The sequence below is a fragment of the Fulvivirga sp. M361 genome (assembly GCF_007097395.1).
In the GTDB taxonomy this organism is placed as follows: domain Bacteria; phylum Bacteroidota; class Bacteroidia; order Cytophagales; family Cyclobacteriaceae; genus Fulvivirga.
This window is the reverse complement of sequence record NZ_VKDC01000003.1, coordinates 140,490-166,476: the sequence shown is the minus strand read 5'-3', so window position 1 is coordinate 166,476 and position 25,987 is coordinate 140,490. Positions and strand designations below refer to the sequence as shown.

General features: G+C 40.0%; 28 protein-coding genes. 13 read left to right on the top strand and 15 right to left on the bottom strand.

Features of this window, described 5'->3' with window-relative positions; translation table 11 throughout:
• Positions 1-11 precede the first annotated feature (11 nt).
• The gene (locus tag FNH22_RS03215; RefSeq protein ID WP_143396880.1) at positions 12-1,172 is read right to left on the bottom strand and encodes a 2-isopropylmalate synthase; all 1,161 of its coding nucleotides are present in this window, start codon (positions 1,170-1,172) and stop codon (positions 12-14) included.
• Positions 1,173-1,341: 169 nt separating this feature from the next.
• Here FNH22_RS03215 and FNH22_RS03210 point away from each other — a divergent pair, with 169 nt between their 5' ends.
• Positions 1,342-2,928: a hypothetical protein gene (locus FNH22_RS03210; protein WP_143396879.1), complete on the top strand. Its 1,587-nt coding sequence runs from the start codon at positions 1,342-1,344 to the stop codon at positions 2,926-2,928.
• 44 nt (positions 2,929-2,972) lie between these two features.
• Here the strand turns inward: FNH22_RS03210 and thiL are convergent, their stop codons facing one another.
• Both thiL and mce read right to left on the bottom strand, forming a co-directional pair.
• On the bottom strand, positions 2,973-4,007 hold the full coding sequence (gene thiL / locus FNH22_RS03205) for a thiamine-phosphate kinase (RefSeq protein WP_143396878.1): 1,035 nt from the start codon (positions 4,005-4,007) through the stop codon (positions 2,973-2,975).
• A gap of 323 nt (positions 4,008-4,330) precedes the next feature.
• Positions 4,331-4,744, bottom strand: coding sequence for a methylmalonyl-CoA epimerase (gene mce, locus FNH22_RS03200; protein ID WP_143396877.1), 414 nt, complete (start codon positions 4,742-4,744; stop codon positions 4,331-4,333).
• Positions 4,745-4,864: 120 nt separating this feature from the next.
• Between mce and FNH22_RS03195 the strand changes: the two genes are divergently transcribed.
• Positions 4,865-5,275: a hypothetical protein gene (locus tag FNH22_RS03195; protein WP_255517969.1), complete on the top strand. Its 411-nt coding sequence runs from the start codon at positions 4,865-4,867 to the stop codon at positions 5,273-5,275.
• A 10-nt stretch (positions 5,276-5,285) separates the two neighbouring features.
• Complete coding sequence (locus FNH22_RS03190) at positions 5,286-5,612, top strand: iron-sulfur cluster assembly accessory protein (protein ID WP_143396876.1); 327 nt, start codon at positions 5,286-5,288, stop codon at positions 5,610-5,612.
• Here FNH22_RS03190 and FNH22_RS03185 read toward each other — a convergent pair whose 3' ends face one another.
• From FNH22_RS03185 to FNH22_RS03175, 3 genes are all read right to left on the bottom strand, one after another.
• Positions 5,613-5,813, bottom strand: coding sequence for a hypothetical protein (locus FNH22_RS03185; RefSeq protein WP_143396875.1), 201 nt, complete (start codon positions 5,811-5,813; stop codon positions 5,613-5,615). It lies immediately after the preceding gene.
• Positions 5,814-6,091: 278 nt separating this feature from the next.
• Positions 6,092-6,511 carry a RidA family protein gene (locus FNH22_RS03180; RefSeq protein WP_143396874.1) on the bottom strand — a complete coding sequence of 140 codons (420 nt, stop codon included), beginning with the start codon at positions 6,509-6,511 and terminating at the stop codon, positions 6,092-6,094.
• A gap of 82 nt (positions 6,512-6,593) precedes the next feature.
• Positions 6,594-7,883 (bottom strand): aminopeptidase P family protein, encoded by a 1,290-nt coding sequence (locus FNH22_RS03175; protein ID WP_143396873.1) that lies wholly within the window; start codon positions 7,881-7,883, stop codon positions 6,594-6,596.
• A 43-nt stretch (positions 7,884-7,926) separates the two neighbouring features.
• Between FNH22_RS03175 and FNH22_RS03170 the strand changes: the two genes are divergently transcribed.
• A complete protein-coding gene (locus FNH22_RS03170; protein ID WP_143396872.1) occupies positions 7,927-9,375 on the top strand; it encodes a S8 family serine peptidase in 1,449 nt (482 codons plus the stop codon).
• 48 nt (positions 9,376-9,423) lie between these two features.
• Here FNH22_RS03170 and fabD read toward each other — a convergent pair whose 3' ends face one another.
• The 3 genes from fabD to FNH22_RS03155 all read right to left on the bottom strand — a co-directional run bounded on the left by fabD (position 9,424) and on the right by FNH22_RS03155 (position 13,788).
• Entirely contained in the window at positions 9,424-10,302 is an 879-nt protein-coding gene (fabD, locus tag FNH22_RS03165; protein WP_143396871.1) for an ACP S-malonyltransferase, read from the bottom strand.
• 123 nt (positions 10,303-10,425) lie between these two features.
• Entirely contained in the window at positions 10,426-10,848 is a 423-nt protein-coding gene (locus tag FNH22_RS03160; RefSeq protein WP_143396870.1) for a thiol-disulfide oxidoreductase DCC family protein, read from the bottom strand.
• A complete protein-coding gene (locus FNH22_RS03155) occupies positions 10,849-13,788 on the bottom strand; it encodes a gliding motility-associated C-terminal domain-containing protein (protein ID WP_143396869.1) in 2,940 nt (979 codons plus the stop codon).
• Positions 13,789-13,915: 127 nt separating this feature from the next.
• Between FNH22_RS03155 and FNH22_RS03150 the strand changes: the two genes are divergently transcribed.
• The 4 genes from FNH22_RS03150 to FNH22_RS03135 all read left to right on the top strand — a co-directional run bounded on the left by FNH22_RS03150 (position 13,916) and on the right by FNH22_RS03135 (position 17,619).
• On the top strand, positions 13,916-14,155 hold the full coding sequence (locus FNH22_RS03150; RefSeq protein WP_143396868.1) for a hypothetical protein: 240 nt from the start codon (positions 13,916-13,918) through the stop codon (positions 14,153-14,155).
• A gap of 3 nt (positions 14,156-14,158) precedes the next feature.
• A complete protein-coding gene (locus tag FNH22_RS03145; RefSeq protein WP_143396867.1) occupies positions 14,159-14,830 on the top strand; it encodes a hypothetical protein in 672 nt (223 codons plus the stop codon).
• A gap of 70 nt (positions 14,831-14,900) precedes the next feature.
• Entirely contained in the window at positions 14,901-16,586 is a 1,686-nt protein-coding gene (locus FNH22_RS03140) for a 1-acyl-sn-glycerol-3-phosphate acyltransferase (RefSeq protein ID WP_143396866.1), read from the top strand.
• Positions 16,564-17,619 (top strand): NAD(P)H-dependent glycerol-3-phosphate dehydrogenase, encoded by a 1,056-nt coding sequence (locus FNH22_RS03135; RefSeq protein ID WP_143396865.1) that lies wholly within the window; start codon positions 16,564-16,566, stop codon positions 17,617-17,619. The genes FNH22_RS03140 and FNH22_RS03135 overlap by 23 nt, the downstream gene beginning before the upstream one ends.
• Here the strand turns inward: FNH22_RS03135 and FNH22_RS03130 are convergent.
• From FNH22_RS03130 to rsmA, 6 genes are all read right to left on the bottom strand, one after another.
• A complete protein-coding gene (locus FNH22_RS03130) occupies positions 17,614-18,006 on the bottom strand; it encodes an HIT family protein (RefSeq protein WP_143396864.1) in 393 nt (130 codons plus the stop codon). The genes FNH22_RS03135 and FNH22_RS03130 overlap by 6 nt on opposite strands.
• Positions 18,006-18,479 carry a transcription elongation factor GreA gene (greA, locus tag FNH22_RS03125; protein ID WP_143396863.1) on the bottom strand — a complete coding sequence of 158 codons (474 nt, stop codon included), beginning with the start codon at positions 18,477-18,479 and terminating at the stop codon, positions 18,006-18,008. The genes FNH22_RS03130 and greA overlap by 1 nt, the downstream gene beginning before the upstream one ends.
• A gap of 141 nt (positions 18,480-18,620) precedes the next feature.
• On the bottom strand, positions 18,621-19,463 hold the full coding sequence (locus FNH22_RS03120) for a pentapeptide repeat-containing protein (RefSeq protein WP_143396862.1): 843 nt from the start codon (positions 19,461-19,463) through the stop codon (positions 18,621-18,623).
• 105 nt (positions 19,464-19,568) lie between these two features.
• The gene (locus FNH22_RS03115; RefSeq protein ID WP_221420206.1) at positions 19,569-20,507 is read right to left on the bottom strand and encodes an NAD(P)-dependent oxidoreductase; all 939 of its coding nucleotides are present in this window, start codon (positions 20,505-20,507) and stop codon (positions 19,569-19,571) included.
• 3 nt (positions 20,508-20,510) lie between these two features.
• Positions 20,511-21,869 carry a magnesium transporter gene (gene mgtE, locus FNH22_RS03110; protein ID WP_143396861.1) on the bottom strand — a complete coding sequence of 453 codons (1,359 nt, stop codon included), beginning with the start codon at positions 21,867-21,869 and terminating at the stop codon, positions 20,511-20,513.
• Positions 21,857-22,624 carry a 16S rRNA (adenine(1518)-N(6)/adenine(1519)-N(6))-dimethyltransferase RsmA gene (gene rsmA, locus FNH22_RS03105; protein ID WP_143396860.1) on the bottom strand — a complete coding sequence of 256 codons (768 nt, stop codon included), beginning with the start codon at positions 22,622-22,624 and terminating at the stop codon, positions 21,857-21,859. The genes mgtE and rsmA overlap by 13 nt, the downstream gene beginning before the upstream one ends.
• Positions 22,625-22,701: 77 nt before the next feature.
• On the opposite strand from rsmA, the gene pdxA reads away from it, so the two are divergent.
• From pdxA to plsX, 5 genes are all read left to right on the top strand, one after another.
• Positions 22,702-23,709, top strand: coding sequence for a 4-hydroxythreonine-4-phosphate dehydrogenase PdxA (pdxA, locus tag FNH22_RS03100; RefSeq protein ID WP_143396859.1), 1,008 nt, complete (start codon positions 22,702-22,704; stop codon positions 23,707-23,709).
• A 125-nt stretch (positions 23,710-23,834) separates the two neighbouring features.
• Positions 23,835-24,221 carry a TerB family tellurite resistance protein gene (locus tag FNH22_RS03095; RefSeq protein ID WP_143396858.1) on the top strand — a complete coding sequence of 129 codons (387 nt, stop codon included), beginning with the start codon at positions 23,835-23,837 and terminating at the stop codon, positions 24,219-24,221.
• 74 nt (positions 24,222-24,295) lie between these two features.
• Positions 24,296-24,817 (top strand): DUF177 domain-containing protein, encoded by a 522-nt coding sequence (locus tag FNH22_RS03090; RefSeq protein WP_143396857.1) that lies wholly within the window; start codon positions 24,296-24,298, stop codon positions 24,815-24,817.
• 21 nt (positions 24,818-24,838) lie between these two features.
• Positions 24,839-25,030, top strand: coding sequence for a 50S ribosomal protein L32 (gene rpmF / locus FNH22_RS03085; RefSeq protein WP_143396856.1), 192 nt, complete (start codon positions 24,839-24,841; stop codon positions 25,028-25,030).
• Between the two features lie 12 nt (positions 25,031-25,042).
• Positions 25,043-25,984: a phosphate acyltransferase PlsX gene (gene plsX / locus FNH22_RS03080; RefSeq protein WP_143396855.1), complete on the top strand. Its 942-nt coding sequence runs from the start codon at positions 25,043-25,045 to the stop codon at positions 25,982-25,984.
• The last annotated feature ends 3 nt before the right edge of the window (positions 25,985-25,987 follow it).

The window sequence follows — 25,987 nt, the reverse complement described above, 5'->3', positions numbered from 1 at the left end:
CATTGAGCATTTTAAGCGTTTACAGAAGCTATTCCTTCTACTAATTCTTTAAGGTCTTTATCATTGACCACATTGATTTCATCCGCGACTTTCAAGAAACGTTGGTAAGTATCTTCCAACTCCTCCTTATTCAGGTGCACACCTATCTGGCCTAACCTAAAATTCAACGCCGCCCTTCCGCTACGGGCAGTAAGAATAATACTTGACTTATTTACTCCTACTTCAGCAGGATCTATGATCTCATAATTATCCCTGTTTTTGATAACTCCGTCCTGGTGTATTCCTGAAGAATGTGCAAAGGCATTGGATCCAACTATAGCTTTATTCGCCTGAATGGGCATGTTCATAGTCTCAGATACCAGTTGACTTATTGGGTACAGTTGCTGAGTATTAATGCCGGTCTCAAAGTTCAACCAGTTATGCTTGCGAAGGATCATGACCACTTCTTCGAGCGAAGTATTGCCGGCCCGTTCACCAACACCGTTTATCGTACATTCTACCTGACGAGCTCCATTTTGAATTCCTGCAATGCTGTTAGCAGTAGATAAACCAAGGTCGTTATGACAATGAGTGGATATGGTAACATTTTCTATACCTCTTACATTATCTGCTAAATATTTGATCTTTTGTCCGTACTCCTCCGGCAAACAATATCCGGTAGTATCAGGAATATTGACTACCGTAGCTCCTGCCTTCACTGCTGTTTCGATGACCCGGGCTAAAAACTCATTCTCCGTACGACCAGCATCTTCGGCATAGAACTCTACATCTTCTACAAATTTTTTGGCGTAGGACACACATTCATGGGCCCTTATCAGCACTTCTTCCCTGGAAATTTTAAGTTTGGTAAAAACGTGTTGGTCTGATGTCCCCAGGCCAGTATGTATTCTTGGCTTCACCGCCTTTTTCAATGCTTCGGCGGCACATTCTATGTCTTTTTTTACGGCCCTGGACAGGCCACAAACAGTAGCATCTTTTATCACATCTGCCAGTGCTTTCACTGATTCAAAATCTCCCGGACTTGAAATGGGGAAACCTGCTTCTATTACATCTACCCCCAATGCTTCAAGGGCTTTTGCTATGGTGATTTTTTCCTCTTTATTCAGCCCGCAACCGGGCACTTGCTCACCATCCCTCAACGTAGTATCGAAAATCTGAATTCTATTGTTCATAGCAAGTCATTCTAAAAAATCTCATTAAGTGTCTCCATTCAAAAGTATTTGTAAACAAAGGTTATCCTACTACCAAAAATTCCGTCATCTACGACGGCTAAATGAGATCGATTTGTGTATTATTATGCTTAAATTAAAATAAAGACAAAATAATGAACAGGTAATTACGATGTCTAAGACAAAATCAGACGCTTTGTTTCAATTAATAAAGTCGCTCAAAAAAAGTGAAAAACGCTATTTCAAATTACAGTCACGGCTAGAAGATCCCAATACCAAATACCTGATGCTTTTTGATCAAATGGATAGCCAAACTACTTATAATGAGAGGGAAATCATACAGGCGGTACCAGGTATCAAGGCGCAGCAGTTGTCTAACCTGAAAGCACATTTGTACAAAAAAGTCCTGCAATGTATCCGGCAGTATAATCAAAGCGCTGTCATGGACATTCAGATACGCGAGATGATAGATCATGCTCAGATACTTTTTAACCGTAGTCTTTATGATCAGTGCGTCGAAATGCTGAAAAAGGCAAAAAAGAGGGCAAAAAAAATTGATAACCTGGAATTACAACTCGTGATCCTCAAATGGGAAAAAAATATCCTGACCCAAACGATTGGTCCTGACAACGAAACACGGGTAAACAGGATCATTGAAGAAGTAAAAGATGTCAGCGCCAGGATCAATAATATTAATAAATTCACCAACTTATCAGCACAGCTTAACTCCATTTATACAAAAATTGGTTTCATAAGGAACCAAACAGACCTTGACACCATTTCAGGTCTGTTCAATTCACAACTACCCAAATTTAATGAGGATGAACTTTCTCCTAATGAAAAATTAAATCTCTACAATCTATATGTTGGATATTATTTTTTCCTGCAAGATTTTGAAAAGGGACATCAATACGCTGAGAAAGGGGTACAATTATTTGATAGCCATAAAGAATTGCGTTATTTCCGTGTGGAAGGATATTTGAATGCGATCAATAGCCTGATGATCGCCCAATACAAACGCCATGAGTACCATTCATTTGTGGACACCAGTCGCAGATTAAGAGAAATACGCCACTACCCTAAAAACCTGATCAACGAAAACATCCGACTTAAATTACTTAAATACACCTATGTACATGAGTTTAACCGCATCTTTATGCTGGGTGAGTTCAGTTCCGGGGTATCTCTTATGAATAAAATAAAACCTCGACTGGAATATTTTATCACGCAACTAGACAATCATTCTAAAATCATTCTCTATTACAAAGTGGCTTGTCTTTATTTTGGTAATGATAACTATCGCGAATCCATCCAGTGGTTAAATAGGATCACATACTTTGAAAACATCGATTTGAGAGAGGACATTCACTCTTTCGCACGAATATTGAACCTGATCAGTCATTACGAATTGGGTAATATGGACGTAATTGATTATTACATACGCTCCACGTACCGATTTATGTTAAAAAAGGATGACCTACACCGCTTTCAAAAGGCAATATTGAACTTTTTGCGTAAGCTGGCAGGAGAATTTACAGAGGAGGACCTAATCCCTGAATTCCAAAAATTACGAAAACGGCTGCTACCCATGCAAAATAATCCATTTGAAAAGAGAGCATTTATATACTTTGACATCATTTCATGGCTGGAAAGTAAAATACAAAAAGAAAGGGTACAGGACGTAATTGCTGAAAAAGCCAGAAAAACGTTAGAACGGCAACAACATGAAAAAAAAGTTAAATTGAAGTTACCCCAATGAATCTCCTGCATTTACCCGGTTGTCCTATTTTCTTATCACTATGGTTATTCGCGATAGTGGTCCCATCCCTGGGCAACAATGGGCACCACATTATCACCTTTGGTCACCATCATATTACCGTCTTTGGGTTCTTTCATATAACCTAAGAAATGAATATCCGCATGGTTTTTGAGTTTTTCAAAATCGTCCTGGTTTATCGTAAATAGAAGCTCATAATCTTCTCCTCCATTCAACACGGCGGTGGTAGAATCAATACCTAACTCAAATCCGGTATCATACGTCTGTTTATCTACAGGCAGCTTATCTTCATAAATCTGCACCCCAAGTGCTGACTGTTTACTCAGGTGCAACAACTCCGAACCAAGTCCATCGGAAATATCAATCATAGAAGTAGGTTTCACATTCATTTCAGCCAGCTCATAAACAATATCCATACGTGCCTCAGGTTTAAGTTGACGTTGCACGATATAATCATATTTGTCCAGCTGTGGCTGCATTTCAGGATTGGTCAGATAGACCTGTTTTTCACGTTCCAGTACTTGCAGACCCAGGTAGGCGCCGCCCAGGTCGCCCGTAACACAGATTATGTCGTTCTGCCTGGCTCCGGAGCGAAGAGCAACACGGTCTTTTTTCACAGAACCAACCGCAGTAGCTGATATTACAAAACCACTGGCTGATGAACAGGTATCACCTCCTACCAGATCTATTTTGTAATTCTCGCAAGCTGCTTTCACACCCTGATAAAATACATCAAGGGCCTCCACAGAAAAGCGATTGCTGACACCTATGTTCAACAGGATTTGTTTAGGAACAGCATTCATGGCGGCTATGTCTGACACGTTGACCGCCACCGCCTTGTAGCCCAGGTGCTGCAATGGCATATAGGACAAGTCAAAATGTACTCCTTCCAATAGCATGTCACTGGACATTACGGTATAATCATCTCCGTTATCCAGGAGCGCTGCATCATCACCTATTCCCAGCACTGATTCAGTATTGTTCAATGAAACATTTTCCTGGATACGGTTGATCAAACCAAATTCGCCAACACTACTTATTTCTGTTCTTTTTTCGGTCATTTTCTCTTTTTACGTGATGTAATTCACCGGCATATTCTGCCATTTATAGTACAAAAGTAGTCGAATATCTGATATTGGAATTTAAGCTGGTTACTGTTTCTCTAAAAACCTGATTTACAGATGTAAACCAACTGCCAATTAAACTATGAAATCACCTAGCAAATTTATTGGAGTATTTTTCTTCGGAATTATTCTGGTCGGATTGGTACTTCTTACTTCATGTGGTCAGAAACCTCAATACAAGACTGCCCTGGGAAAAAAGAAATTGAAATACTATAATTCAGTGCAATACGGTAAAACTTCTCCAAAGGAATTTAAAAGCTTCAATCAAAAGAGGCGTTAATTTCCTGGCACAGTTCTACCAATATGCCATTAGTGCTTTTTGGATGTAAAAAGCAAACCAACTTGTTGTCAGCACCTTTTTTAGGCTCTTCATTGAGTATTATAAAACCCTCATTTTTTAATCTCTCCACCTCGCTGACAATATTACTTACTTCATAAGCAATATGATGTATTCCTTCGCCACGTTTTTCAATGAACTTACCTATGGCAGAGTCAGGCCCTGTAGACTCCAGCAATTCAATTTTCGTTTCTCCGATTTTAAAGAAGGAAGTTCGCACCTGTTCCCCTTCCACTGATTCTTCTTTATAATGATCTTCACCAAAAAGTTTAGAAAACAAGTTATTTGAATTTTCAAGGCTCTTAACTGCCACTCCTATGTGCTCAACTCTTAACATGGTCAATGTCTATATTAAATATTTAATCATTTGGTTAACTTTGTCAAGATTGAAACTTTTTGTCTGATCAGAAAGTTTTGAGGTAGATTTAATTTTAAAGAAATTCTGAAGCTAAAATAGATGATTGATTCATCCACGGACGTGCATGTAGAGGCAGCCAAAATACAGAAAGATATTAAAGGCTATCTAGGTCTGAGGACTAATGCATTAATTTTTGAGTATAGCAGCTTTGAAGGAAAGGTGAAACTTGATCTCATTACGATTAATCCTCGTCATAACCAGTCATTCCTGTTCCACTCCGTATTAGGGTTTGATAAGGTGGATGCCTTAAAAAAGATGCTGGAGTATGTAGAAAACTATAAGGAAAAAGAAAGTCCTTATACGATACAATGGATCGCTAAAGGCGACAAAGAGCTTCATACATCTTACTTCAGAGCGAGCAATGTATACGATGCATTGGACAAATTGTATTATGGACGTGATATGAACATAATCACAGTTTTTAGTGTTGTTTTAAATCCGGTAGCTTAATTAAAAGGGTATGATAAGTGTAACAGATAAGGCAAAAAACAGAATTGTCGAATTACGTGCAAGTGAAGGCAAATCTGACGATCATAATATTAGAGTATTGGTACAAGGGGGAGGGTGTTCCGGGCTGATGTATGATCTAAAATTTGACCCTGCCACAGAAGAAAATGATGAAATATTTGAAGATAAGGGCATTAAAATTCTAGTAGATAAAAAGAGTTTACTCTATCTGCTAGGTACTACCCTGGATTTTTCTGATGGCCTGAATGGGAAAGGGTTTCAATTCATCAATCCTAATGCCACGAGGACCTGCGGGTGTGGCGAAAGTTTCTCTGTTTGATTAAACAGACTCTGCAAAAGGTGTGTGAGTAGTTTTATACTCATATGCCTGTTGCATAATTTGCTCTATTTCCCTGTGATTAAAGGATTGCCAGTATTTTTTGAATACACTGATTTTGTATTCATCTTCTTCATTCGCTGGCATTAATGGCGCTATCCCTCTTCTGAGAAGCTCGGAAAGCAATTTATTATCTGATTTCATCTTTAGGTAAAGTTTGTGCTGTACTTATATAAACAAATAAAATAAACTTAGGTTAGATTTTTGCACGGAATTTAGACGAATTGCATTATTTGCAGATAAACAACTACAAACACTTCATAATTTCGGGTTAACATGGACTAATACTTAGTGAACTGCCAAAATTCTTACTTAACGTCACGTTTGGCACTTCCTATATCCTGTTCTTCCATATACCAAATCCTATTTTCTTACCAATCACCAGGGGCTGATAACATTATGATAATCTAATTATCATAATGTTACTCCATGATGGCAATGCACTTTAACTCGATCGCAATCGGTGTAGGAAGTGCATTTACTTCTACCGTAGTTCTACACGGCTGATTGTCTTTAAAGTATTCCGCATAGATCGCATTGTATTTACTAAAATCCTCTTTCATATTGGTCAGAAAAACCGTTACATCTACCAGGTTCATCCAACTCGAACCGGAAGCTTCCAGAATCGATCGTACATTCTTAAAGACTGAATGGCACTGTGCTTCTATATCATGAGCTATTACATTCCCCTCTTGGCTCAATGTGACACCAGGTATATCTTTTGAGCCCTTTTCCCTGGGGCCAACGCCCGATAAAAATAATAAGTTACCTACCTGACGGGCATGTGGATAAAGCCCAACAGGCTCCGGCGCTCTATCTGAATTGTGACTTGTCTGTTGCATAATCTAACCTAATTCTTTCTTTTGGCAATACCATCCAGGTTATTCACCACGTATAATTTATTCCTCTCATTTACAGGTAATATCAAGTGTTCATTAACTCTTCGATTTCTTCCGCCTCAATTGGAATATTCTTCATGAGATCCAGCAATCCATCCTCAGTGATCACCACATCATTTTCAAGACGTATCCCCAGGTTTTCTTCAGGTATATAAATCCCCGGCTCAACGGTAAATACCATACCCTTTTCCATTTTCTGATATATATTTCCTACATCATGAACATCCAGCCCTAAGTGGTGGGAAGTACCATGCATGAAATACTTTTTATAGGCTGGTTTCTCCGGATCCTGGTTTTTAATATCGGTTGCATCCAACAGGCCTAACCCTATCAACTCGCTTTCCATACATTTACCTACTTCCTTATGATATTCCGGAATAGTATTCCCTGGTTTCAGCATTTGCATAGCCTCTCGTTTCACTCTCAAAACTGCATTATATACGTCTTTCTGGCGTTGCGAGAATTTACCATTCACCGGTATCGATCGTGTCATATCTGCATTATAGTTTGCATACTCGGCACCTACATCCATCAGTAGTACATCTCCACTTTTACATTCTTCGTTGTTATCAATATAATGCAGTACACAGGCATTGCTTCCTGACGCTACTATTGGTGTATAAGCAAACCCCTTCGACCGGGACCGAACAAATTCATGGATGTATTCCGCCTCAACCTCATACTCCATTACTCCCGGTTTCACAAACTTTAATATACGTCTGAATGCCCTTTCTGTAATATCACATGCTATCTGCATGGCCTCTACCTCTGCCTGAGATTTTATAGCCCGTAGCTTGTGCATTACGGGTGCAGAACGTTCATACTTGTGAATTGGATAATGTTCTATACACCATTTTGAAAAACGCGCATCACGTGTCTCTACTTCTATAACAGCCCGTAAATGCTCGTTTGTATTAAGATAAATATATTCAGCCTGGGTCATTAATGTCTTAAATATCTGCTCAAACTCAGATAACCAATAAACAGATGATATACCGGAAGCTTCACGCGCTTCTTCTTTGGTGTATTTATGCCCTTCCCAAACCGCAATATTTTCGTCTGTTTCTTTAAGAAATAAAACCTCACGGAGCTGACCGTTATGAAAATCGGGATATAATAAAAGGATGGTCTCTTCCTGGTCAATACCGGAAAGATAATAGAGATCACTATTTTGCCGGAAGGCCATCATACCATCCGCATTAATGGGCATAATGTCATTCGCATTAAAAACAGCTAAGGAATTGGATTTGAGTTCTTTGGCAAATCTTTTACGGTTAAGAACGTAAAGCTCTTTATTCAGTGGTTTATATTTCATATAATTATAATTTAATTCCGGTAAAAACGTAGTTTCGTTTAGTATGAAAACTTGCAGACTAAAAGTGGTCCTTTTTGTGCTCCTCCTGACTACCAGCACCTCTTTATGGTGCCAGCAAAAGTACTGGATATATTTTAACCCCCAAACCCTGCAAACGTTTGATCAACAAGTTAGAAATATCACAGAACAAGGGATAGAACCAGTGGTTACATCGCAATGGCTTAAGGCTGTTTCAGCTTATTTGACGAAAGGGCAGCTACAGGTTCTGGCATCCAATAATAGTATAAAATATATTACACCTGTCATGGGTTATACTATTGCATCGGCAATAGAAAATGTTGACACTTTAAAAATAAGCACACCTATAAGTCAAATCAATGGCGCTGCATTGCACAAAGCAGGTTATTCTGGAAAAGGTATCAAAATAGGGATTATAGATGGAGGTTTTCATCGCTCCGATAAGGAAAAGAAGTTGGCTGACATAATCATGGATGATCGGGTATTGGGATATCGTAATTTTATTGAAAAACATCTTTCAGATCCATACATAGATTCCAGGAAAAGTAATGCTTATCACGGTACCCGAGTATGGTTATCCATAGCGGGAAGACATGGAAAACTTATGTCAGGACTTGCTCCCGATGCCTCCTTTTATCTGGCCAGAACAGATCAGTCTGATAGGGAATATCGCGGTGAAGAAGATAACTGGGTAGCAGCATTGGAATGGATGTACGACGAGGGTGTCCGACTGGTGAATTCTTCACTAGGCTATTCAGATGGGTATGATCTTTTAGAAGAAGACTACACCCCCATTGACGTAGACGGAAAAAGTAGTGCTATTACACAAGCTGCACAAATAGCTGCTGAAGAAAAGGGTATGTTGATCGTCATCTCCGCCGGAAACGATGGGAATAAAAAGTTTAAGGTCATTTCTATTCCATCGGATGCCAAAGGAGTACTCACAGTTGGAGCTACTGATCATCCCTATTGGACTAAAGCGCCTTACAGCTCTGTTGGGCCTGGAACGTTGAGCTACGTCAAGCCTGATGTAGCCTGCTTCTCGCGTGATGGCACCTCTTTCTCCGCTCCAATTATCACCGGGTTAGCAGCTTGCATCATGGAGGCCAATAAGGAACTATCCAATAAAGAAGTTAAAAACATGATTTTAGCCTCTTCTCATCTAAACGCCAGGCCTAATAATTTCCTGGGCCATGGTGTACCTGACGCACGCAAAATTGTGCGTGCTCTTCATCAAGCAGATATGAAGCACATCCCGGTCATCCAGATAAAAAGTGATAATAACACTGTAATCATTCCATCCAGACAGAGTAACATGGTAGCATTTCATACTCTCGATAAGAGGAATATCCTGGGACAGGAAAGGCTAACTATTAGACGTGAAGGTTGCCATGTTTCACGTAAAAAGAACGCCATTTTCACCATTGTCGCTTCCAAAACACATATTTGGGAAATCGAGTGGGAATTACCTTAGTCTTGACTTCACCTCTAACCCGCCTCTTACATCTTGTGTCAGATGTTTTTAACCATCAATAGCGCTCACTTCCATTTCGCGATTGATCTTCTTTACTAAACCCTGTAACACCTTTCCCGGTCCACACTCAATAAATTCGGTAGCACCATCCTTGATCATCTGCTCTACTAACTGGGTCCATTTTACCGGGCCAGTTAACTGTGCTATGAGGTTTTGTTTGATGTCATTGACGTTAGAAGATGGCTTTGCATTTACATTTTGGTAGATAGGGCAAACGGGTGCGTTAAAAGACGTACCTTCAATGGCTATTGCTAATTCTTCTCTCGCGGGCTCCATAAGTTCAGAATGAAACGCTCCTCCTACCGGAAGCGGTAGTGCTCTTTTTGCGCCGGCCTCTTTGAGTTTCTCACAGGCGATGGCAATTCCTTCATTTGAACCTGAAATCACTACCTGACCGGGGCTATTGTAATTAGCAGGTACTACTACCTGGTCTATATCTGAGCATATTTGCTCTATAATTTCATTATCTAACCCCAATATAGCCGCCATGGTAGAAGGGTTGAGCTCACAGGCTTTCTGCATAGCTAAGGCCCTTTGAGAAACTAACTTAAGACCATCTTCAAAAGATAAAGTCTTATTAGCTACGAGTGCGGAAAATTCTCCAAGTGAATGACCTGCCACCATATCAGGCTTAAAATTTTCTGCTGTTAAAGCCAAAGCTACTGAATGCAAAAAAACAGCCGGTTGCGTAACTTTTGTCTGCTTTAAAGCATCAGCAGTTCCTTCAAACATGGTATCTGTAATGCGGAACCCTAAAAGATCATTCGCCGAATCAAAAATAGTTTTCACTTTCTGATTACTTTCATACAGGTCTTTACCCATACCTGAAAACTGAGAGCCCTGACCTGGAAAAATATATGCCTTCATAACGTCTTATTTTTAAGTCTGCAAAGCTAAATGGTATTTACTGAGTGGGCAAGTTTACCGTACTGTTGTTTGTCAGGTGATCGGTATAGGATCAGCCCGGGGATGAAATCTCCTAAAATCAGTTTATCCTTTATTGTATTGCACATCCAAGAACAGTCGTTGTAATTCCGGAGACGGGATTTTACAGACATCATGTCTTCCAAACCAGCGATAACGGTTTTTCGCTATAATATCATAAAGGTAATCTCGAATAAATGCCGGCAACAATATAAAAATATAACAAAGTGGCCATACTCCGTTTAATTTTTTAGCGATATGTAGGGCAGCTGTACTTTTAAATTTTAATTGATTATCTTTTTTTACAAGGATGATGGAATCCGGAAACGGATAGGTCACATTCGCTGAGGCCAGCAAATTACTGGCATATGCAGATTGTAACGAAGCAAAACGAAATCGGCCTGCTTTATCATGGTCTATGACGAAATTAACGGCATTATTACAAAGGTTACAAACCCCATCGAACAATATAACTTCGTGTGCTGGCAACTATCTGATGATCTGAACCCATCCTTTGATATCACGGACAGCGTTGCCCGGATCAACCGTATCGAAAGTCACCTGTGCGAGGTAATAGTATACACCGGCAGATAGTTCAGAACCATTATCTCCCCTCCCATCCCAATTGATAAGGATACTATTTTCGCTGCCACGATCTCCCTGATAGGTATACACAGGTTTTCCCCATCTGTTATAAACCGTAAAGTCTACAGCCAACACAAAGCGGGCGCACCTGAAAGCCTCTACCACCCCACACTCGCCTGTTACCTGACCATCTTCTCCTGTAAAATTAGTGTCGCTATATGCGCTAAATACTTCATTACATTTATCTCCATTTGGAGTAAAAACATTAGGCAATTCATAATTAGGACAATTATCCACACAGATCGTATTGCTAAACTCACTGGGATTACCCGATCGGTCTATCGCCAAAATCTTGTAACACCCTTTAAATGAGGGCAGGTTTTCATGGTCAAAGCGTTCATTTGTCACCTCCGCTACTACTGTAAATTCACTTTCTGTGGTAGGAGCATAATGAACCTCATAGTTCCGAATATCATTCTGACAGGCATCATCATCAAAATCAGTGGTCCATGATAACTCATTTCGAAAGTCGTTAAAGGAACAGGTATTGGTACTAGTAAATACCTCACAATCAGGCAAAGTCAGTGCTAGCTCCGGTGCACAGGGTGGTATTGAATCACTTGGCTGAGCACAGGCCATTTGTGAAAAATTAACCAGCGGATCCAGTGAAGGCCCCTGGATGGCCGGATTACCATACGTACCTTTTGTCAGTACACGATAACAGTATATCTGATCATCACTGAGATTCATTGAATCAATGAATTCAAAACCAAATTCTGTTACGTCTACAGCTGCCAGAAAATCTAGTTCATCATCTGTATCTCCTTCTAATCCACGGTAGATAAGATGTTGGCTGCCGGGAGCAGTGGCTATCGTATTTGACCATGGAACTTCAGCCCTCCAATTCAACTGGATCTGTCCAAACTGGGGAGTAAGCTCCAGTCTGACAGTAGAAGCAGGGGCAGAAAATATTTCATCACCACCACTTCCGCCGGTTGGGTCTACTATAGCCACTCTATAATGATAGACCTCATTAAGGGTATTAAGGCCAGTATCGACAAAGGTCAGGTTTGTGCTATCCGTTTCTGTTATATCTCTTACAATATCAGTAGAAACCAATGCTTCATCTCCTGTTCCATTGAAACCTGTGGAGCGATAAACCCGGAACGTATAAGGAGGTATTAACCCACCCAGTTCGAAAGGTTCTCTCCAGGTAATGGAAACTTCACCATTTGATTCACTGGTGCTTCTTACTGAAATGTGTGTTATAATAGGTTCTTCGGCCGGAACAAATTCAAAACACCTTTCTTCAGATATAATACTTTCACCCCCGGGAGGATCCGGAAATACGGCAATTAACCGGTAACAATACTTAGCAGCTGAGGCCAGATTTTCATCCAGAAAAGTGTCCTGGTTATCCGGCAAAGAACTAATCAGTTCATATCCGGCATTCTCCCTTATACCCGTTTCGCATTCATCCGGTATATAAGGATTTGAATCGACCCTGCGCCAAACCTGCAAATTGGTAGCCACACCCCTGCATTCATAGTCCTCCCATGATAATCGTAAGGATTGACCTTCCTGAACCACAGCATCAGGATCATTCCATGTAGGAGCGGGACCTACCACTGTAATATTCCAGGTTGCAAAACTCACAAGTTTAATCCCATTATCGGCAGGCTGATCTGTAATTTTAAAAACCACCTGATAGGGTTGTTCTCTAATATCTTCGCACTCTGTCTGCCAACGAAAATTCACTTCAGCTTGAGGAACAGAGGATTGAATAACGCCATCACCAACTACCACAGCGCCTTCCTCCATTATCTGAGAAAATGCTTCTATTACCACACTGTCCCCGTCAGGATCAAAACCAAGTATTCGTTCGTCAATCAATGTTCCGGCTTCCACACAAATGTCTTCGGGAATTCGAAGTTCAGGCCTTTCATTCCGGCAATCACCCTCCACAATGATCTGCATATCTCTACGCACAAAACCGAGTTGAAACCATTCTCCAAAACGAAATCTATATTCTTTAACTATAAATGCTATATTATATTCACCTAACCTTCCCGGTGCATTCCATTCTATTTCACCTATGTCAGGGTCGATACTGAAAGTGGGGGGTCCATTCCTGGTTTCATTACCCTGCCCAAAATTCTCATAGAAACTCGGATCGTTTAACGGTTCATATCCATCTACCAGGGTCCCTGCATCTTTCTTAGGGATTACCAATTCAAAAGAGAGGCTGTCCCCATCCGGATCAAAGGCTCCTGGATTATGAAAGAAAGCAACACCGGCACACGCACGATCAATAGGTGGAATAAGTAGTACAGGTGAGTTATTGCACCCTAAAGAAGCATCTAAGCTAATCTGTGTTTCTAAATGGAAGGTAGTATTTACCGAGTTATCAATATTTACCACTCCTTCATTTCGGTTAGGTTCAGTGTATGTTATAACATAGAATGGAGCGGCTGATGAGTAGACGTGATCGATGGTAAAAGAAGCAGCAGAAACTTCGTTCCCCAATCCATCAATATCAATACTTGCCGGGTTCTGTACGTCAGGCCATGTTACTGCATTTCCATTATTTATGACAGGTACAGTGAATGTGTCGGAGCCATCCCCGAAATCAAGTATCCCTTCGCCAAAGCGTACATCGGAGCCAGTGTCCGTATAAACGATGATGGTGATTGTGAATATATTTGCGCTGCAATTATCCCTTCGAACAATGATCTCTCCCGCTCGTAAATGAGTAGCATATAGCTGCTGATAACAACTGGAAATGATTGTTACTAAGCCTATGATAAGAAAACGGATGCTATGTAAAAAAAATTTTCGCTTCAAATCTGGTCCACTAAATATTCCTAAAGCTCTTTTTGAACATTAAATTTACAGAATAAGTTACACTTCAAAGAATAAGTTCCGATTAAGAGCTATAAAAGTAAATAACTGACATTAAAGACCTCATTTTATGCGTATTATCAAAGAAATCAATAAAAATAATTGTCGCATCACCATATTCAATTGGAACGGTAAATATCTTATAAAACTAGAGCAGGATAACCTGGAACAAACCTTTAAAGTGGATGAACTGGATATTTATGGCCCACAACAACTGGAAGATCTACTGACAGAAAAGTTTATTGAAAGTGCACTTGAAAGATTTAAGGCTATGCAAGAGGATCTGATGCATGCCTTGCAAGAAATTTAACTTATGTATATTGAGAATGAAGCCATTCTGGCAAGCTGTTATCTACAAAAAGCAGGGGATGAAAGCAATGTCTGTTACCTGTCAGAAACCCGATTATTTATCAGGCGCTCTGGCAAGCTGGATTCTTTTCTTCTTGAAGACATAAAGAAAATTGATTTTCAAGATAAATTAATGATGTTCCCTATGATATTAGGAGGGATCATCAGTCCTCTTTCGTTAATCGCTTTGTTCAATGATGTTTTTAGTCCCTGGCTCACAATGGGCAGCTTTATTGGGGGTCTCTTTCTTCTTTACTACGGCTATGAAGGAGGCAACACACTCACTGTCACTACGAATGTGAAAGAGTTTGACTTTTTCATCAAATCATCCACTAAAAACCTAAAATCCTTTGTCTCTTTTGTTTCCAGGTATCAAGCCAGTAATACTCCTCCGGTATACTATGTACTCATTTTGGAAAAGGAATGGCTTGACGCCTTACAACGCAAGCAAATAACGTTTACTGCCTCTAAAGAGCTTCTGGAAAAGCCGGTCTATCAAAATGGTTATGTTACGTTACTTTTCGAACCTCTGAGTGCTAATGTGCAGGTAAACTACCAAGAAAATCAACAAGGAGAGCTGATCCCGCATATGGAAGGCCCAATATCCACCGCTGCTTTACAACCGGTATCCCCATGAGGTTTAAAAATAACATGTTCAAAATCCAATAACTTCTTTCTGCTATCTTTGGCGCCATAAAATCAAAAGAATGAAGTCCCAGGACAGCGGTAGACAAAAATCTTATAAACCTATTTTAGAAGGAACGAAAGACTGGCCCGTAGTCCAGTTAAGTAAGAATAGAAAACAGTTTGTTGAGACTGTAATTGAAGAGACCTTTGATAAAATATGTAAGGATAATGTAAGGCGTAACAATCTTAGGGAAGAGCTTGAAACTACTTTATACCTGGAGAAGCTTCGTATTAAAAAGAATCCCTGGCTTGTAGATCCTCCTGATGATTACTCATTTTGGAATACTGTACGTCAGGAATTGGTAGAGCTGGTCAGCAAATCAGGTTCTCGTGAAAAAGAAGAAGAAATCTTAAAGCGCATTATTTCCAGATACGCCAATGAAATAGCCGGTAATTTCAAAAAAAGCCGTTACAAATTAGCTCGTGAAATAATAAAATTTGGCTTCTCAAAATTATTGAATGCTACCCGGGTAAAACGTTTCAATGCACTTTTCTCCAATGAGTATTCTCTTAACGACAAGATACAAATCACCGGTAAAGCAAAACAGTTAAGAAAGTTAGCAAGAATTGGTACCGTGGTGATGGTACCTACTCATTTTAGCAACCTGGATTCTATCCTGATTGGATGGATCATTCATGTATTAGGCCTACCCGCATTCATCTATGGCGCTGGTTTAAATCTGTTCAATATTAAGATACTGGCTTATTTTATGAACAGTCTGGGTGCCTATAAAGTCGATCGCCGTAAAAAGAATCCTATCTATCTTGAAACATTGAAAACCTATTCGAGCGCTGCTATGCAAGAAGGAGCACATACATTATTTTTCCCGGGTGGCACACGTTCACGCAGTGGAAAAATAGAAACCTCACTGAAAATGGGACTACTGGGATCAGCCATGGAAGCCCAGCGCACCATTTTTATGAATCATCCCAATCATGATGGCAAAAAACTGTTCATTGTACCTGTAACCATCAACTATAATTTTGTATTAGAAGCTCCTACTTTGATCAAAGAATATTTGTCTATTAAAGGACAGGAAAGGTATTATGTGGAAAATGATGAATATTCTACTTCATATAAGATGCTTAAGTTCCTCTTAAAATTTTTCACAAAGGGCTCAGATATATCCGTTTCAATAGGTAGGGCTATGGACCTTCTCGGCAATTATGTAGACCCAAAAGGAAATAGTATAGACGCAAAGGGAAGGGTCATTGATACCCGCGATTATTTCATGTCGGATGGAAAAATCACCGTTGACCTGCAACGTGAAAAAGAATACACCCGCAGGCTTAGTGATATTATTGTCAAGGAGTATCGTAAAATAAACAGGGTATTCGCCAGCCACCTGGTAGCGTTTACTGCTTTTAACATATGGCGAAAAGAATACTTAAAACTAGACCTGTATGATTTCCTCAGACTTCCTGAGGAAGAACTAATGATATCTTATGACACATTTAAGAGTGAGTTTGAAAAAGTCAGGAAAGTTATTTTTAAGCTTAACAAAAAAAAGCAGGTCAATGTAGCACTTCACTTAAAAGGTGAACTGGACGATGTCATTAAAACAGGGCTTGAGAACGTAGGTATGTACCACTCCAAAAGGCCATTGTTACTTACTAAAGACAAACTTATTATTACGCAAGATCTCAATACACTTTATTACTATCACAATAGAATGGCTGGCTATGAATTGGAAAAAAAAGTCTAAAAAACCTGTTGGCGTAATTGGTGCAGGCAGTTTTGGCTCTGCCATTGCTAATATTCTTGCAAAAAATTCTGAAGTCTTACTTTTCGCCCGAGACAGCGTCGTTGTAAAAAAAATTGCTGAAACGAAGCGACATCGGGGGCACACATTGCATAAAAACATCACCCCTACCGGTGATTTAAGTCACCTGGCCAATACCTGTGATATCATTTTTCCGATCGTTCCGTCCTCTTCATTTCGGGATATGATGCAGTTACTTTCACCATACCTTCACCCTTATCACATACTTATTCACGGCACCAAGGGGTTGGATATTTCATTACCAGAAGGGGAGACTCTGAGTAGTATTGACAGGTTAGAACGGGACCAGATCAAGACTATGAGTGAAGTGATCATGGATGAGAGCGTGGTGCTCAGAATAGGGTGCCTGGCCGGCCCTAATCTGGCGAAAGAAATGAGTGAAAATCAATTGGCTGCAACCGTGGTAGCCAGCCATTTCAAAGAAGTGATCCGAGAAGGTGGCAATTTATTAAGAAACGAAATGTTTCAGGTCTATGGCAACGAAGACTTAATAGGCATTGAACTGGCTGGGGTGCTAAAAAATGTTATTGCCATAGCATCGGGGGCCATTAGCGGGCTGGGATTCGGGCAGAATGCAAAAGGGTTATTAGTAAGTCGCGGGATGGTGGAAATGATCCATTTAGGCCAGGCAATGGGTGGTAATGTTCAGGCTTTTTTAGGATTGGCCGGTATCGGTGATCTGGTCACTACCTGTAATAGCACACTGAGTCGTAACTATACTGTAGGTCATAGACTTGCCAAGGGTGAGAAGGTAGCTGAGATCATCAATTCTATGGATGAAGTAGCTGAGGGAGTAAATACCGTACAAATCGCTAAAAAATTTGCCGATACCTACAAAGTACGTGTGCCTATTACTGATGCCATACATCAGGTACTCTTTGAAGACCTTACCGTGGATGAAGCTCTTCAACAATTAATGAAATTTCCGTACAGTGTCGATATTGATTTCTTATAAAAAAGCACTGATCTTCTCAGCTACAAGCTTAAGTTCTTCCTCACCAGGGTTAAGCTTGGGTCTGGAGAAATTAATATCGTCCATCGAGTTAAGTGGAACAAGATGAACATGGGTATGTGGTACTTCAATACCGATTACCGCTACACCTATCCGTAAGCAAGGAATGGCTTCTTTGATGGCCAAAGCGACCTTTTTAACAAAAATAGTGAGCCCGGACAATGTATCATCATCCAGGTCAAATATATAATCAATCTCTTTTTTGGGTACCACCAAACAATGCCCGGCAACTAATGGGTTAATGTCCAGGAACGCAATATAATTATCATCCTCAGCAATTATGTGCCCCGGGATTTCGCGGTTGATTATCTTGCTAAAAATACTACTCATTATAGCCCTATTTCTACTACCTCAAATTCTATTTCACCGCCGGGCGTCTGTATTTTAGCGGCATCTCCTTGTTTTTTTCCCAATAACCCCCTGCCAATCGGTGACTGAACTGAAATTTTACTCGATTTAAGGTCTGCCTCCTCTTCAGAAACCAGTGTGTAAGTAAAAGTAGCTCCATTTTTTTTGTTCTTGATCTTAACTTTTGAGAGTATAGAGACCTTCGAAGTATCTATCGTGCTTTCATCGATAATCCGTGCATTACCTACTACTTCTTCCAATTGGGCTATCTTCGCCTCAAGGTGTCCTTGCGCATCTTTAGCCGCATCATATTCCGCATTTTCACTAAGATCACCTTTGTCCCTTGCCTCAGCTATTTGTTGAGCAATATCAGATCTGCCCTTGGTTTTCAAATCGTTCAACTCAGTTTTTAACTTATCTAATCCTTCCTTTGTATAATATGACACATTTCCCATAATTCCTGATTTATTGTATTTACTACAAGTCCATAAAAAACAAAGAACGGTCACAAACATGTAACCGTTTTACGCCTTTATCCTGTTTAAATAGATTACAAAGGTAGTTTTTTATCGTTTATCTCCAAAAAAACGCACCTTCTACTTACCCACTAATTCGGGTATATTGGTTTTGATTTGATTTAATATTTCATCGTCAAACTGGGCAAGATAGAGTGTCTTTGCCTTGGTCAGTTGCTCAATGGTAAGGCCTTTGGCTCCTCTGAGATCCGCCTTATACAAACTGGCATTTTCAAAATCAGCACCTGTCAGGTAACATCCTGTTAGGTTAGCTTCCATCAAAAATGCATTCTTAAAATTAGTTTTGATCAAAAAGGCATTTTCCAATTGCGCCTTGATCAGGTAGGCATCTTTAAAGTTTGCACCACTTGCATATGCTCCTTTTAAAAGTGCCTGGTTAAGATTGGAGTTTTCCAGATTTGTCTGATTCAACCTCGTATTCTCCAGGTTAGTCTCTATAAGAAAGGCATTACTAATGTCTGCAGAGTTAAGGTTAGACCCGGCTAAATTCACATAATTTAAGTTGGTCCTGGATAAGTAACAATTCACCAGGTTCATTTCATAAATATTGTGCCGATTCAACCTTTTAATATTACCCACGGTACGAAATGCAGCTTCCTCAGATTCCCAAAGACGAAAGTCGTCTATCTCATCTCTATACATACGAATACGCAGGCGCATCTCACCATTCTTATTTAACCAGAAAATGAGAATACCTATCACTGCTATATCGAACAGCATGCCATGTGCCTCAGCCATGACCTGACTAAAAAATGTGTCGAAATCTTGAAGGTAGTATCTCAAACTAAGCCCCAGAACCACTATCGACAAAATGCCTAATACGATAGACGACGTGAGTATGGGCTGCTCTATGATTGAGTTTACATAGTCCTTTAACTTCTTAAGTTGAGTTTTAAGAAACATGAAATCCGTATATCAAAAAATAACTCGCGGTAACGATATTAACAAAATTGAATTGAAAAATGAAAATTTGCATTTAATTAACAACTTAACAATATGTAATAATTTTTAGTTATTTACGTTTATTTCAGCATCTATTTTCTCTGCAAGTACTTCATTGATCCGTTTATAAGACTCTAGCGACCATCCTGCCACATGAGGGGTAAGTATGATTTTAGAGCTTTTAATTAATTTACTGAATGTCATTTGTTGATTTTCAGTAAGGTTATTAAGTTTTTCATTTTCTAAAACATCCAACCCGGCACTCCTTACTTTACCCAATTTCATGGCCTCCAGAAGACCTTCTAACTGTAGCACTTCCCCCCTGGCCGTATTGATGATCACAACAGATTTTTTAAATTGATTGAGGTAGTTCAGATCAATCATATTTCTTGTTTCCGGAGTAAGTGGCACATGAATACTAAAAATATCCGCCTCCTCAAAAATCTGATCCATTTCTACGGAAGAAACCAATCCATTATCCGTGGTCCGCTTGTATTTATCATAGACCAGCACTTTACACCCTAAAGCCGTAAGCTTTTTTGCTACCGCTGTTCCCATAAACCCGTAACCAAGCAAACCTACTGTTTGACTTGCCAATTCCATCCCACGGTTACCTTCTCTATCCCAGACTCCTTGTCTGACCTGTTCATTGGCAATTGTCAAATTATTTAAAAGTGCGAGGGCAAGTCCTACAGTATGTTCTGCCACTGCATTTCGATTTCCCTCAGGAGCATTCAAAACCCTGATATTCAGAATTTTTAATACAGCTTCATCCAGATTATCAATACCTGCACCTGCTCGCCCTACAAACTTGAGCTTATTGGCATGTCCTACCAATTCCCGGTCAACACGTGTCTTGCTTCGAATGATAAGACCATCATAGTCCGGGATTATATCAATGATCTCCGCTCGTGTAATTTTCGGCTGATAGACGCACTCCCAACCTATAGCGGCAAGCATTGGGGCCAAGCTATCATGCATTTCATCTACTACCAAACATTTCATATATTATAAAAACAGATGAACAGCATAAAAGTATACGGCCAACCCCAAAAGATCATTGGTGGTGGTAATAAAAGGTCCTGATGCCAGGGCTGGATTCAACCCAAACCTATCCAAAATCAAGGGTGTTACGGTACCTAAAAATGAGGCAATAATTACTACACCAAACAAGGCCAACGAAACCACCAGAGACAAACTGGCATCTCCTCCTGTAGCGATATTAAATCCGTAAACAATCAATGCCAGGACCAGCCCATTTAAAATAGCTACCAAAAACACTTTTACCAATCTTTTCAACATCCCATCACTAAAGGCAGATGGATTAGCCAGACTCTGTACTACTATGGAAGAGGATTGTATTCCTACATTACCACCTGTAGCCTGTATCAGGGGAATAAAAAAAGCGATAGCCGTTATCCGCAGCAACTCCTGCTCAAAGAGACCTATAAATTTTGCACTGATAAAACCACCAAACACTCCCACGATCAACCAGGGTAGCCGTGCTCTTGTAAGCATCCACACGCTATCTGCCTCCTCTACATCTTCCGTGATACCAGCCATCAAATTCCTTTCCTCTTCAGCCAGCTCTGTGATAACATCCACCACATCGTCTATGGTGATCCTACCCAATAACTTTCCCTGAACATTCAATACCGGCACAGCATCCAGATCATATTTGGTCATAATCTGGATAACTTCTTCTTCTGACATAAACGTCTCTACGGAGATTACATCATCTTCAAAAATATTAGCAACCTTGGTTCTGTCATTGGCCAGTATGATCTTCTTTAGTGAAACCCTACCTAACAGCCTATCATCATCATCAACCACATATACAGAGTACACTTTCTGGACATTCTCCGCCTGCCGACGGATCTCTTCTATACACTGCACTACGGTCCAGTTATGATTCGCCTTGATCAACTCTTTAGCCATCAAACCTCCGGCCACATCATCATCGTAACGCAGCAGGTCAAGAATATGAGATTCTTTTTCTTCGTTATCCAGACTGGCTATGACCTCTTCCCTGTTCTTTAGCGGTAATTCGTTAAGAATATCTACCGCATCATCAGAGTCAAGGTGATTGATGATAACCGCCAGTTCTCCGGCATTGAAAGCTTTCAGAAATCTTTCACGAATATCCTCATCCAGGTCATTAATGATCTCTGCCCGCAGCTCTTCATCTAAAAGTTCAAGAACGTACTTGCTGTCCTCGGTATCGAATTCAGTGAGTAGAGCAGACACATCAGCCGCCATAACACCGTTAAGACTCATTTTAATGAAATCTGTATCCCTTTCCGCAAGCGCCGTACGCATACGTTCAAGAAACTCATTGGTCAATTCAAATTGCACTAGTTGCTCCACTTTTCAATAAGTTTTGTGAGCCCTACAAAATCCTCAACTGAAAGTGTCTCAGCTCGACGATCTAAAAGCTCCATACGCGTAATTTCAATCGGCAAATTTAGTGGTTTCAGTGCGTTGCGCAATGTTTTTCTACGGTTTTGAAAACCCTGTTTAACAACAGTTTTAAAGAGTTTTTCATCACATTCCAAGTGTGTGGTATCATTCCTTACCAGGCGTATCACCCCTGAATGCACTTTTGGAGGAGGTTGAAATACTTCAGGGCCAACGGTAAATAAATAATCGATCGTATAATAAGCTTGTAAAAGCACACTAAGAATACCATAGGCTTTACTGCCGGGAGGTGAGGCAAGACGCTCGGCCACTTCCTTTTGCAGCATGCAAACTATTTCGCTAACCTGATCCTTCAGTTCGATGACCCTAAAAAAAATTTGAGAAGAAATATTATAAGGTAAATTACCAATGATCTTGAATTGATCAGACAAAAACGTTAAATCCGTCTTTAGAAAATCTGCCTCAATGATCCGGCTTGTATTCGATGCGTATTTTTGCCGAAGATATTCGATTGATTCATGATCAACATCCATTAGGAAGACCCGATGTCCCTCTCTTTTCAGTAAGTGATCACTAAGTATTCCGGTACCGGGTCCTATTTCCAGTACATCATTCTCATCCAGGTCCAGTGCCTGCACAATTTCACGGGCAATTTGATGGTCTCTGAGGAAGTGTTGTCCGAGATGCTTTTTGGCTTGAACCATTATTTTAGATCAGTATAAATGCGTTAAATTGCAAGCTTAATTGAAGAGGTTGTGTCACGTGTAAAGATATTAAAATAATGAGCAGTGAGTTACGGAATCCGAGAATAGGAATAACGATAGGTGATTTGAATGGTATAGGACCGGAAGTAATAATAAAATCATTACGCGATTCAAGGTTGCTAAATTACATTACCCCTGTCATCTATGGCTCTACAAAAGCACTATCGTATTACCGTAAAAACCTGCGTTTAGAAGATTTTCAGTTTGGCAGTGTGAAAGATGATCAGCAATTCAACGAAAAGAAAGTGAATGTCGTAAACTGTTGGAGTGAAATGATAGAGATCAAGACAGGCGTAGCGACCAACGAATCCGGGAAAGCAGCATGGATGGCCATCCAAAAGTCAGTGGAAGACCTAAAAAAAGGTATGATCGACGCCATAGTGACAGCTCCCATCAATAAAAATAATATACAAAGCAAAGAGTTTAATTTCCCGGGGCATACTGAATATTTCACAGACGCTTTTGAAGTAGAAGACAGTCTAATGCTGATGGCCACTGAAACCTTGAAAGTAGGTGTGGTGACCGGTCATATACCTTTGAAGGAAGTCAGTAAGTACATCACTGACGACCGGCTCACCTCAAAACTCAACATCCTCGAAGGAGCCCTAAAAAATGACTTTGGCATCAGTAAACCTAAAATAGCTGTCCTTGGACTAAATCCACACGCCGGGGAAAAAGGGCTTCTTGGCAAAGAAGATGATGACATCATTCGTCCTGTAGTCAAAAGACTTAAAGATAACGGTAAGCTTATTTTCGGTCCTTATCCGGCGGATGGTTTTTTTGGAAAGGGAGAATATAAAAAATTCGATGCCATAATGGCCATGTATCACGATCAGGGTTTGATCCCTTTTAAAACCATTTCATTTCAGCAGGGTGTAAATTATACTGCAGGCCTCCCGATAATCAGAACTTCGCCTGACCATGGCACTGCTTATAGCATTGCTGGCCAGAACACTGCAGATGCATCTTCCATGCGCACGGCAATAATGATGGCTTATGATATCTTCAAAAACAAGCACAGATAAGCATATATTCATCAATTTGCCCCCGAAAAAGGGGTATTCATATACAATCGTTGAGGTTCTTTCTACAAGTGGCTTGTTTTAAATGATCCAAATGCCTTATATTTACCTGATTTCGTCGACCAATAATGGACATCGTTACCAGAAAACAACTCAATATTCTCATTCAGCTGGCTGAAGTTGACAAACATTTTTCTCACCTGGAAAGGGAGATGATTTTTAATTTAGCTAAGAAAAAACAGTTTCCCTCAAATCAGGTCAAGGAATTGATCCGAAATCCGGAACCCATCGGTACTCTCGGAGCATTGTCCAGTGAGCAGAGATTCGATTACCTTTACAACATTATTGATCTAATGCTTGCCGATAAGAAGATTTTCGATACGGAAGTTCTCTTTTGCAAAGACATTGCCATCAAATTAGGTTTCAAAAAAGATGTGGTGGAATTCCTTCAGGAAGAAATCCATGAACATACCTTGGAAGAATTAAAGAAAATGGTTTTTAGGAAATACACCTAAACGTTTTCCTTTAGCTTTTAATTATTTCAATAATCTTATTAACTTTGCAGACTTAATTTAAGGGGGAGAGCGTAGTGAATGTGCTTCAATCATTTGATATTGACATTTTCAGACTGAGCAACAAAGAACACAATTACCAATTTGATATTGGTAATTCTTTTTTTGCGGCTCATGAGGGAAGTGTAATTGAGGAAGGGAACGGCAAAGTGAACATGGTGTTGGCTAAAAATGACAATTTTATTAAGGCTACATTTGATATGGCGCTTTCAGTAAAGTTAACGTGTGACAGAAGTTTGGATCCTTTTGATTTTGAAATTCGGGACCAGGAGGAGATGATCTTCAAATTTGGTGAAGAAGAGAAGGAGCTGGATGATAATATTGTGATCATCGAAAGGGACCGACAAAGGATTCATTTTGCGCAATATATCTATGAATTCATCGGTGTGGCAATACCAATGAAAAGGCTGCACCCAAGGTTCAAAGATGAAAATGAAGATGATGAATTGATCTACTCTTCGCAAAATGATCAGGACGGCAAAGCAGAGGATATCGATCCACGTTGGAAAATGTTAAAAGGATTAAAAAATAAAGAATAAAAAACTAAATATTTAATACAAATGGCTCATCCTAAAAGAAAAATTTCAAAGTCAAGAAGGGACAAAAGAAGAACTCACGTGAAAGCGGAGGCGAAACATTTAGCTATTTGCCCTACTACAGGAGAGTTTCACTTACCGCACAGAGCATTTTGGCATGAAGGCAAGCTTTACTATAAAGGTAAAGTAGTAATAGAGAAAGAAGTATTAGCATAAGCCCACTGCTCTGTGAAGATTGCATTAGATGCAATGGGAGGCGATTATGCCCCCGATAGTACTGTTGACGGTGCAGTGCTGGCGTGTAAAGAGCTACCTGCAGACACATCTATTGTGTTAATAGGAGATAAAGGAGTCATTGAGCACAAGCTAGAAGGCTACGATATCAATTCATCACAAATAGAGATCGTACATGCGGATGATGTAATTAACATGGGTGAACACCCTACCAAGGCTTTCTCCACCAAACCTAAGGCCAGTATTCCTATAGGTTACGGTATGTTAAAATCGGGAGAAGTTGCATCATTCAGCAGCGCTGGCAACACAGGCGCTATGCACGTTGGCGCCATGTTTACCATAAAATCTATTGAGGGTATCATAAGACCCGGTATAGTTGGCTTCGTTCCTAAGGAATCAGGAGATTTTGGCTTGATCATGGATGTGGGTGCAAATGCCGACTGTAAGCCTGATGTTCTATACCAATTTGGGCAGATCGGCTCACTGTACGCAAAGCACGTTTTTAATATAGAAAGCCCTAAAGTTGGTTTAGTTAATCTCGGAGAAGAGGAACAGAAAGGCACCCTTCTGACACAAGCAGCATATCAACTGTTCAAAATCAACTCAAATCTAAATTTTATTGGTAACATTGAAGGAAGGGATCTCTTCAATGACAAGGCCGATGTGATCGTATGTGACGGTTTCACTGGCAATGTGATCCTAAAAATGGCAGAATCATTTTATGATATGATCCAGGATCGAAAAATAAAAGACCCTTATTTCGATCGTTTCAACTATGAAGAAATAGGTGGAAGTCCTATTCTTGGAATCAATGGGAACGTAGTAATAGGTCATGGTGTTTCGAGTGCCAAAGCCATTAAAAACATGGTATTGCTATCTCATAGAATGGCTAAATCCAATATTCATTTGAAGATTAAAGATAAGTTTAAAGAATAACTA

Excerpts from the sequence above, each read along its gene's own strand:
- FNH22_RS03215 (WP_143396880.1), bottom strand. The coding sequence starts at position 1,172 with ATGAACAATAGAATTCAGATTTTCGATACTACGTTGAGGGATGGTGAG.
- FNH22_RS03210 (WP_143396879.1), top strand. The coding sequence starts at position 1,342 with ATGTCTAAGACAAAATCAGACGCTTTGTTTCAATTAATAAAGTCGCTC.
- thiL (WP_143396878.1), bottom strand. The coding sequence starts at position 4,007 with ATGACCGAAAAAAGAACAGAAATAAGTAGTGTTGGCGAATTTGGTTTG.
- mce (WP_143396877.1), bottom strand. The coding sequence starts at position 4,744 with ATGTTAAGAGTTGAGCACATAGGAGTGGCAGTTAAGAGCCTTGAAAAT.
- FNH22_RS03195 (WP_255517969.1), top strand. The coding sequence starts at position 4,865 with ATGATTGATTCATCCACGGACGTGCATGTAGAGGCAGCCAAAATACAG.
- FNH22_RS03190 (WP_143396876.1), top strand. The coding sequence starts at position 5,286 with ATGATAAGTGTAACAGATAAGGCAAAAAACAGAATTGTCGAATTACGT.
- FNH22_RS03185 (WP_143396875.1), bottom strand. The coding sequence starts at position 5,813 with ATGAAATCAGATAATAAATTGCTTTCCGAGCTTCTCAGAAGAGGGATA.
- FNH22_RS03180 (WP_143396874.1), bottom strand. The coding sequence starts at position 6,511 with ATGCAACAGACAAGTCACAATTCAGATAGAGCGCCGGAGCCTGTTGGG.
- FNH22_RS03175 (WP_143396873.1), bottom strand. The coding sequence starts at position 7,883 with ATGAAATATAAACCACTGAATAAAGAGCTTTACGTTCTTAACCGTAAA.
- FNH22_RS03170 (WP_143396872.1), top strand. The coding sequence starts at position 7,927 with ATGAAAACTTGCAGACTAAAAGTGGTCCTTTTTGTGCTCCTCCTGACT.
- fabD (WP_143396871.1), bottom strand. The coding sequence starts at position 10,302 with ATGAAGGCATATATTTTTCCAGGTCAGGGCTCTCAGTTTTCAGGTATG.
- FNH22_RS03150 (WP_143396868.1), top strand. The coding sequence starts at position 13,916 with ATGCGTATTATCAAAGAAATCAATAAAAATAATTGTCGCATCACCATA.
- FNH22_RS03145 (WP_143396867.1), top strand. The coding sequence starts at position 14,159 with ATGTATATTGAGAATGAAGCCATTCTGGCAAGCTGTTATCTACAAAAA.
- FNH22_RS03140 (WP_143396866.1), top strand. The coding sequence starts at position 14,901 with ATGAAGTCCCAGGACAGCGGTAGACAAAAATCTTATAAACCTATTTTA.
- FNH22_RS03135 (WP_143396865.1), top strand. The coding sequence starts at position 16,564 with ATGAATTGGAAAAAAAAGTCTAAAAAACCTGTTGGCGTAATTGGTGCA.
- FNH22_RS03130 (WP_143396864.1), bottom strand. The coding sequence starts at position 18,006 with ATGAGTAGTATTTTTAGCAAGATAATCAACCGCGAAATCCCGGGGCAC.
- greA (WP_143396863.1), bottom strand. The coding sequence starts at position 18,479 with ATGGGAAATGTGTCATATTATACAAAGGAAGGATTAGATAAGTTAAAA.
- FNH22_RS03120 (WP_143396862.1), bottom strand. The coding sequence starts at position 19,463 with ATGTTTCTTAAAACTCAACTTAAGAAGTTAAAGGACTATGTAAACTCA.
- FNH22_RS03115 (WP_221420206.1), bottom strand. The coding sequence starts at position 20,507 with ATGAAATGTTTGGTAGTAGATGAAATGCATGATAGCTTGGCCCCAATG.
- rsmA (WP_143396860.1), bottom strand. The coding sequence starts at position 22,624 with ATGGTTCAAGCCAAAAAGCATCTCGGACAACACTTCCTCAGAGACCAT.
- pdxA (WP_143396859.1), top strand. The coding sequence starts at position 22,702 with ATGAGCAGTGAGTTACGGAATCCGAGAATAGGAATAACGATAGGTGAT.
- FNH22_RS03095 (WP_143396858.1), top strand. The coding sequence starts at position 23,835 with ATGGACATCGTTACCAGAAAACAACTCAATATTCTCATTCAGCTGGCT.
- rpmF (WP_143396856.1), top strand. The coding sequence starts at position 24,839 with ATGGCTCATCCTAAAAGAAAAATTTCAAAGTCAAGAAGGGACAAAAGA.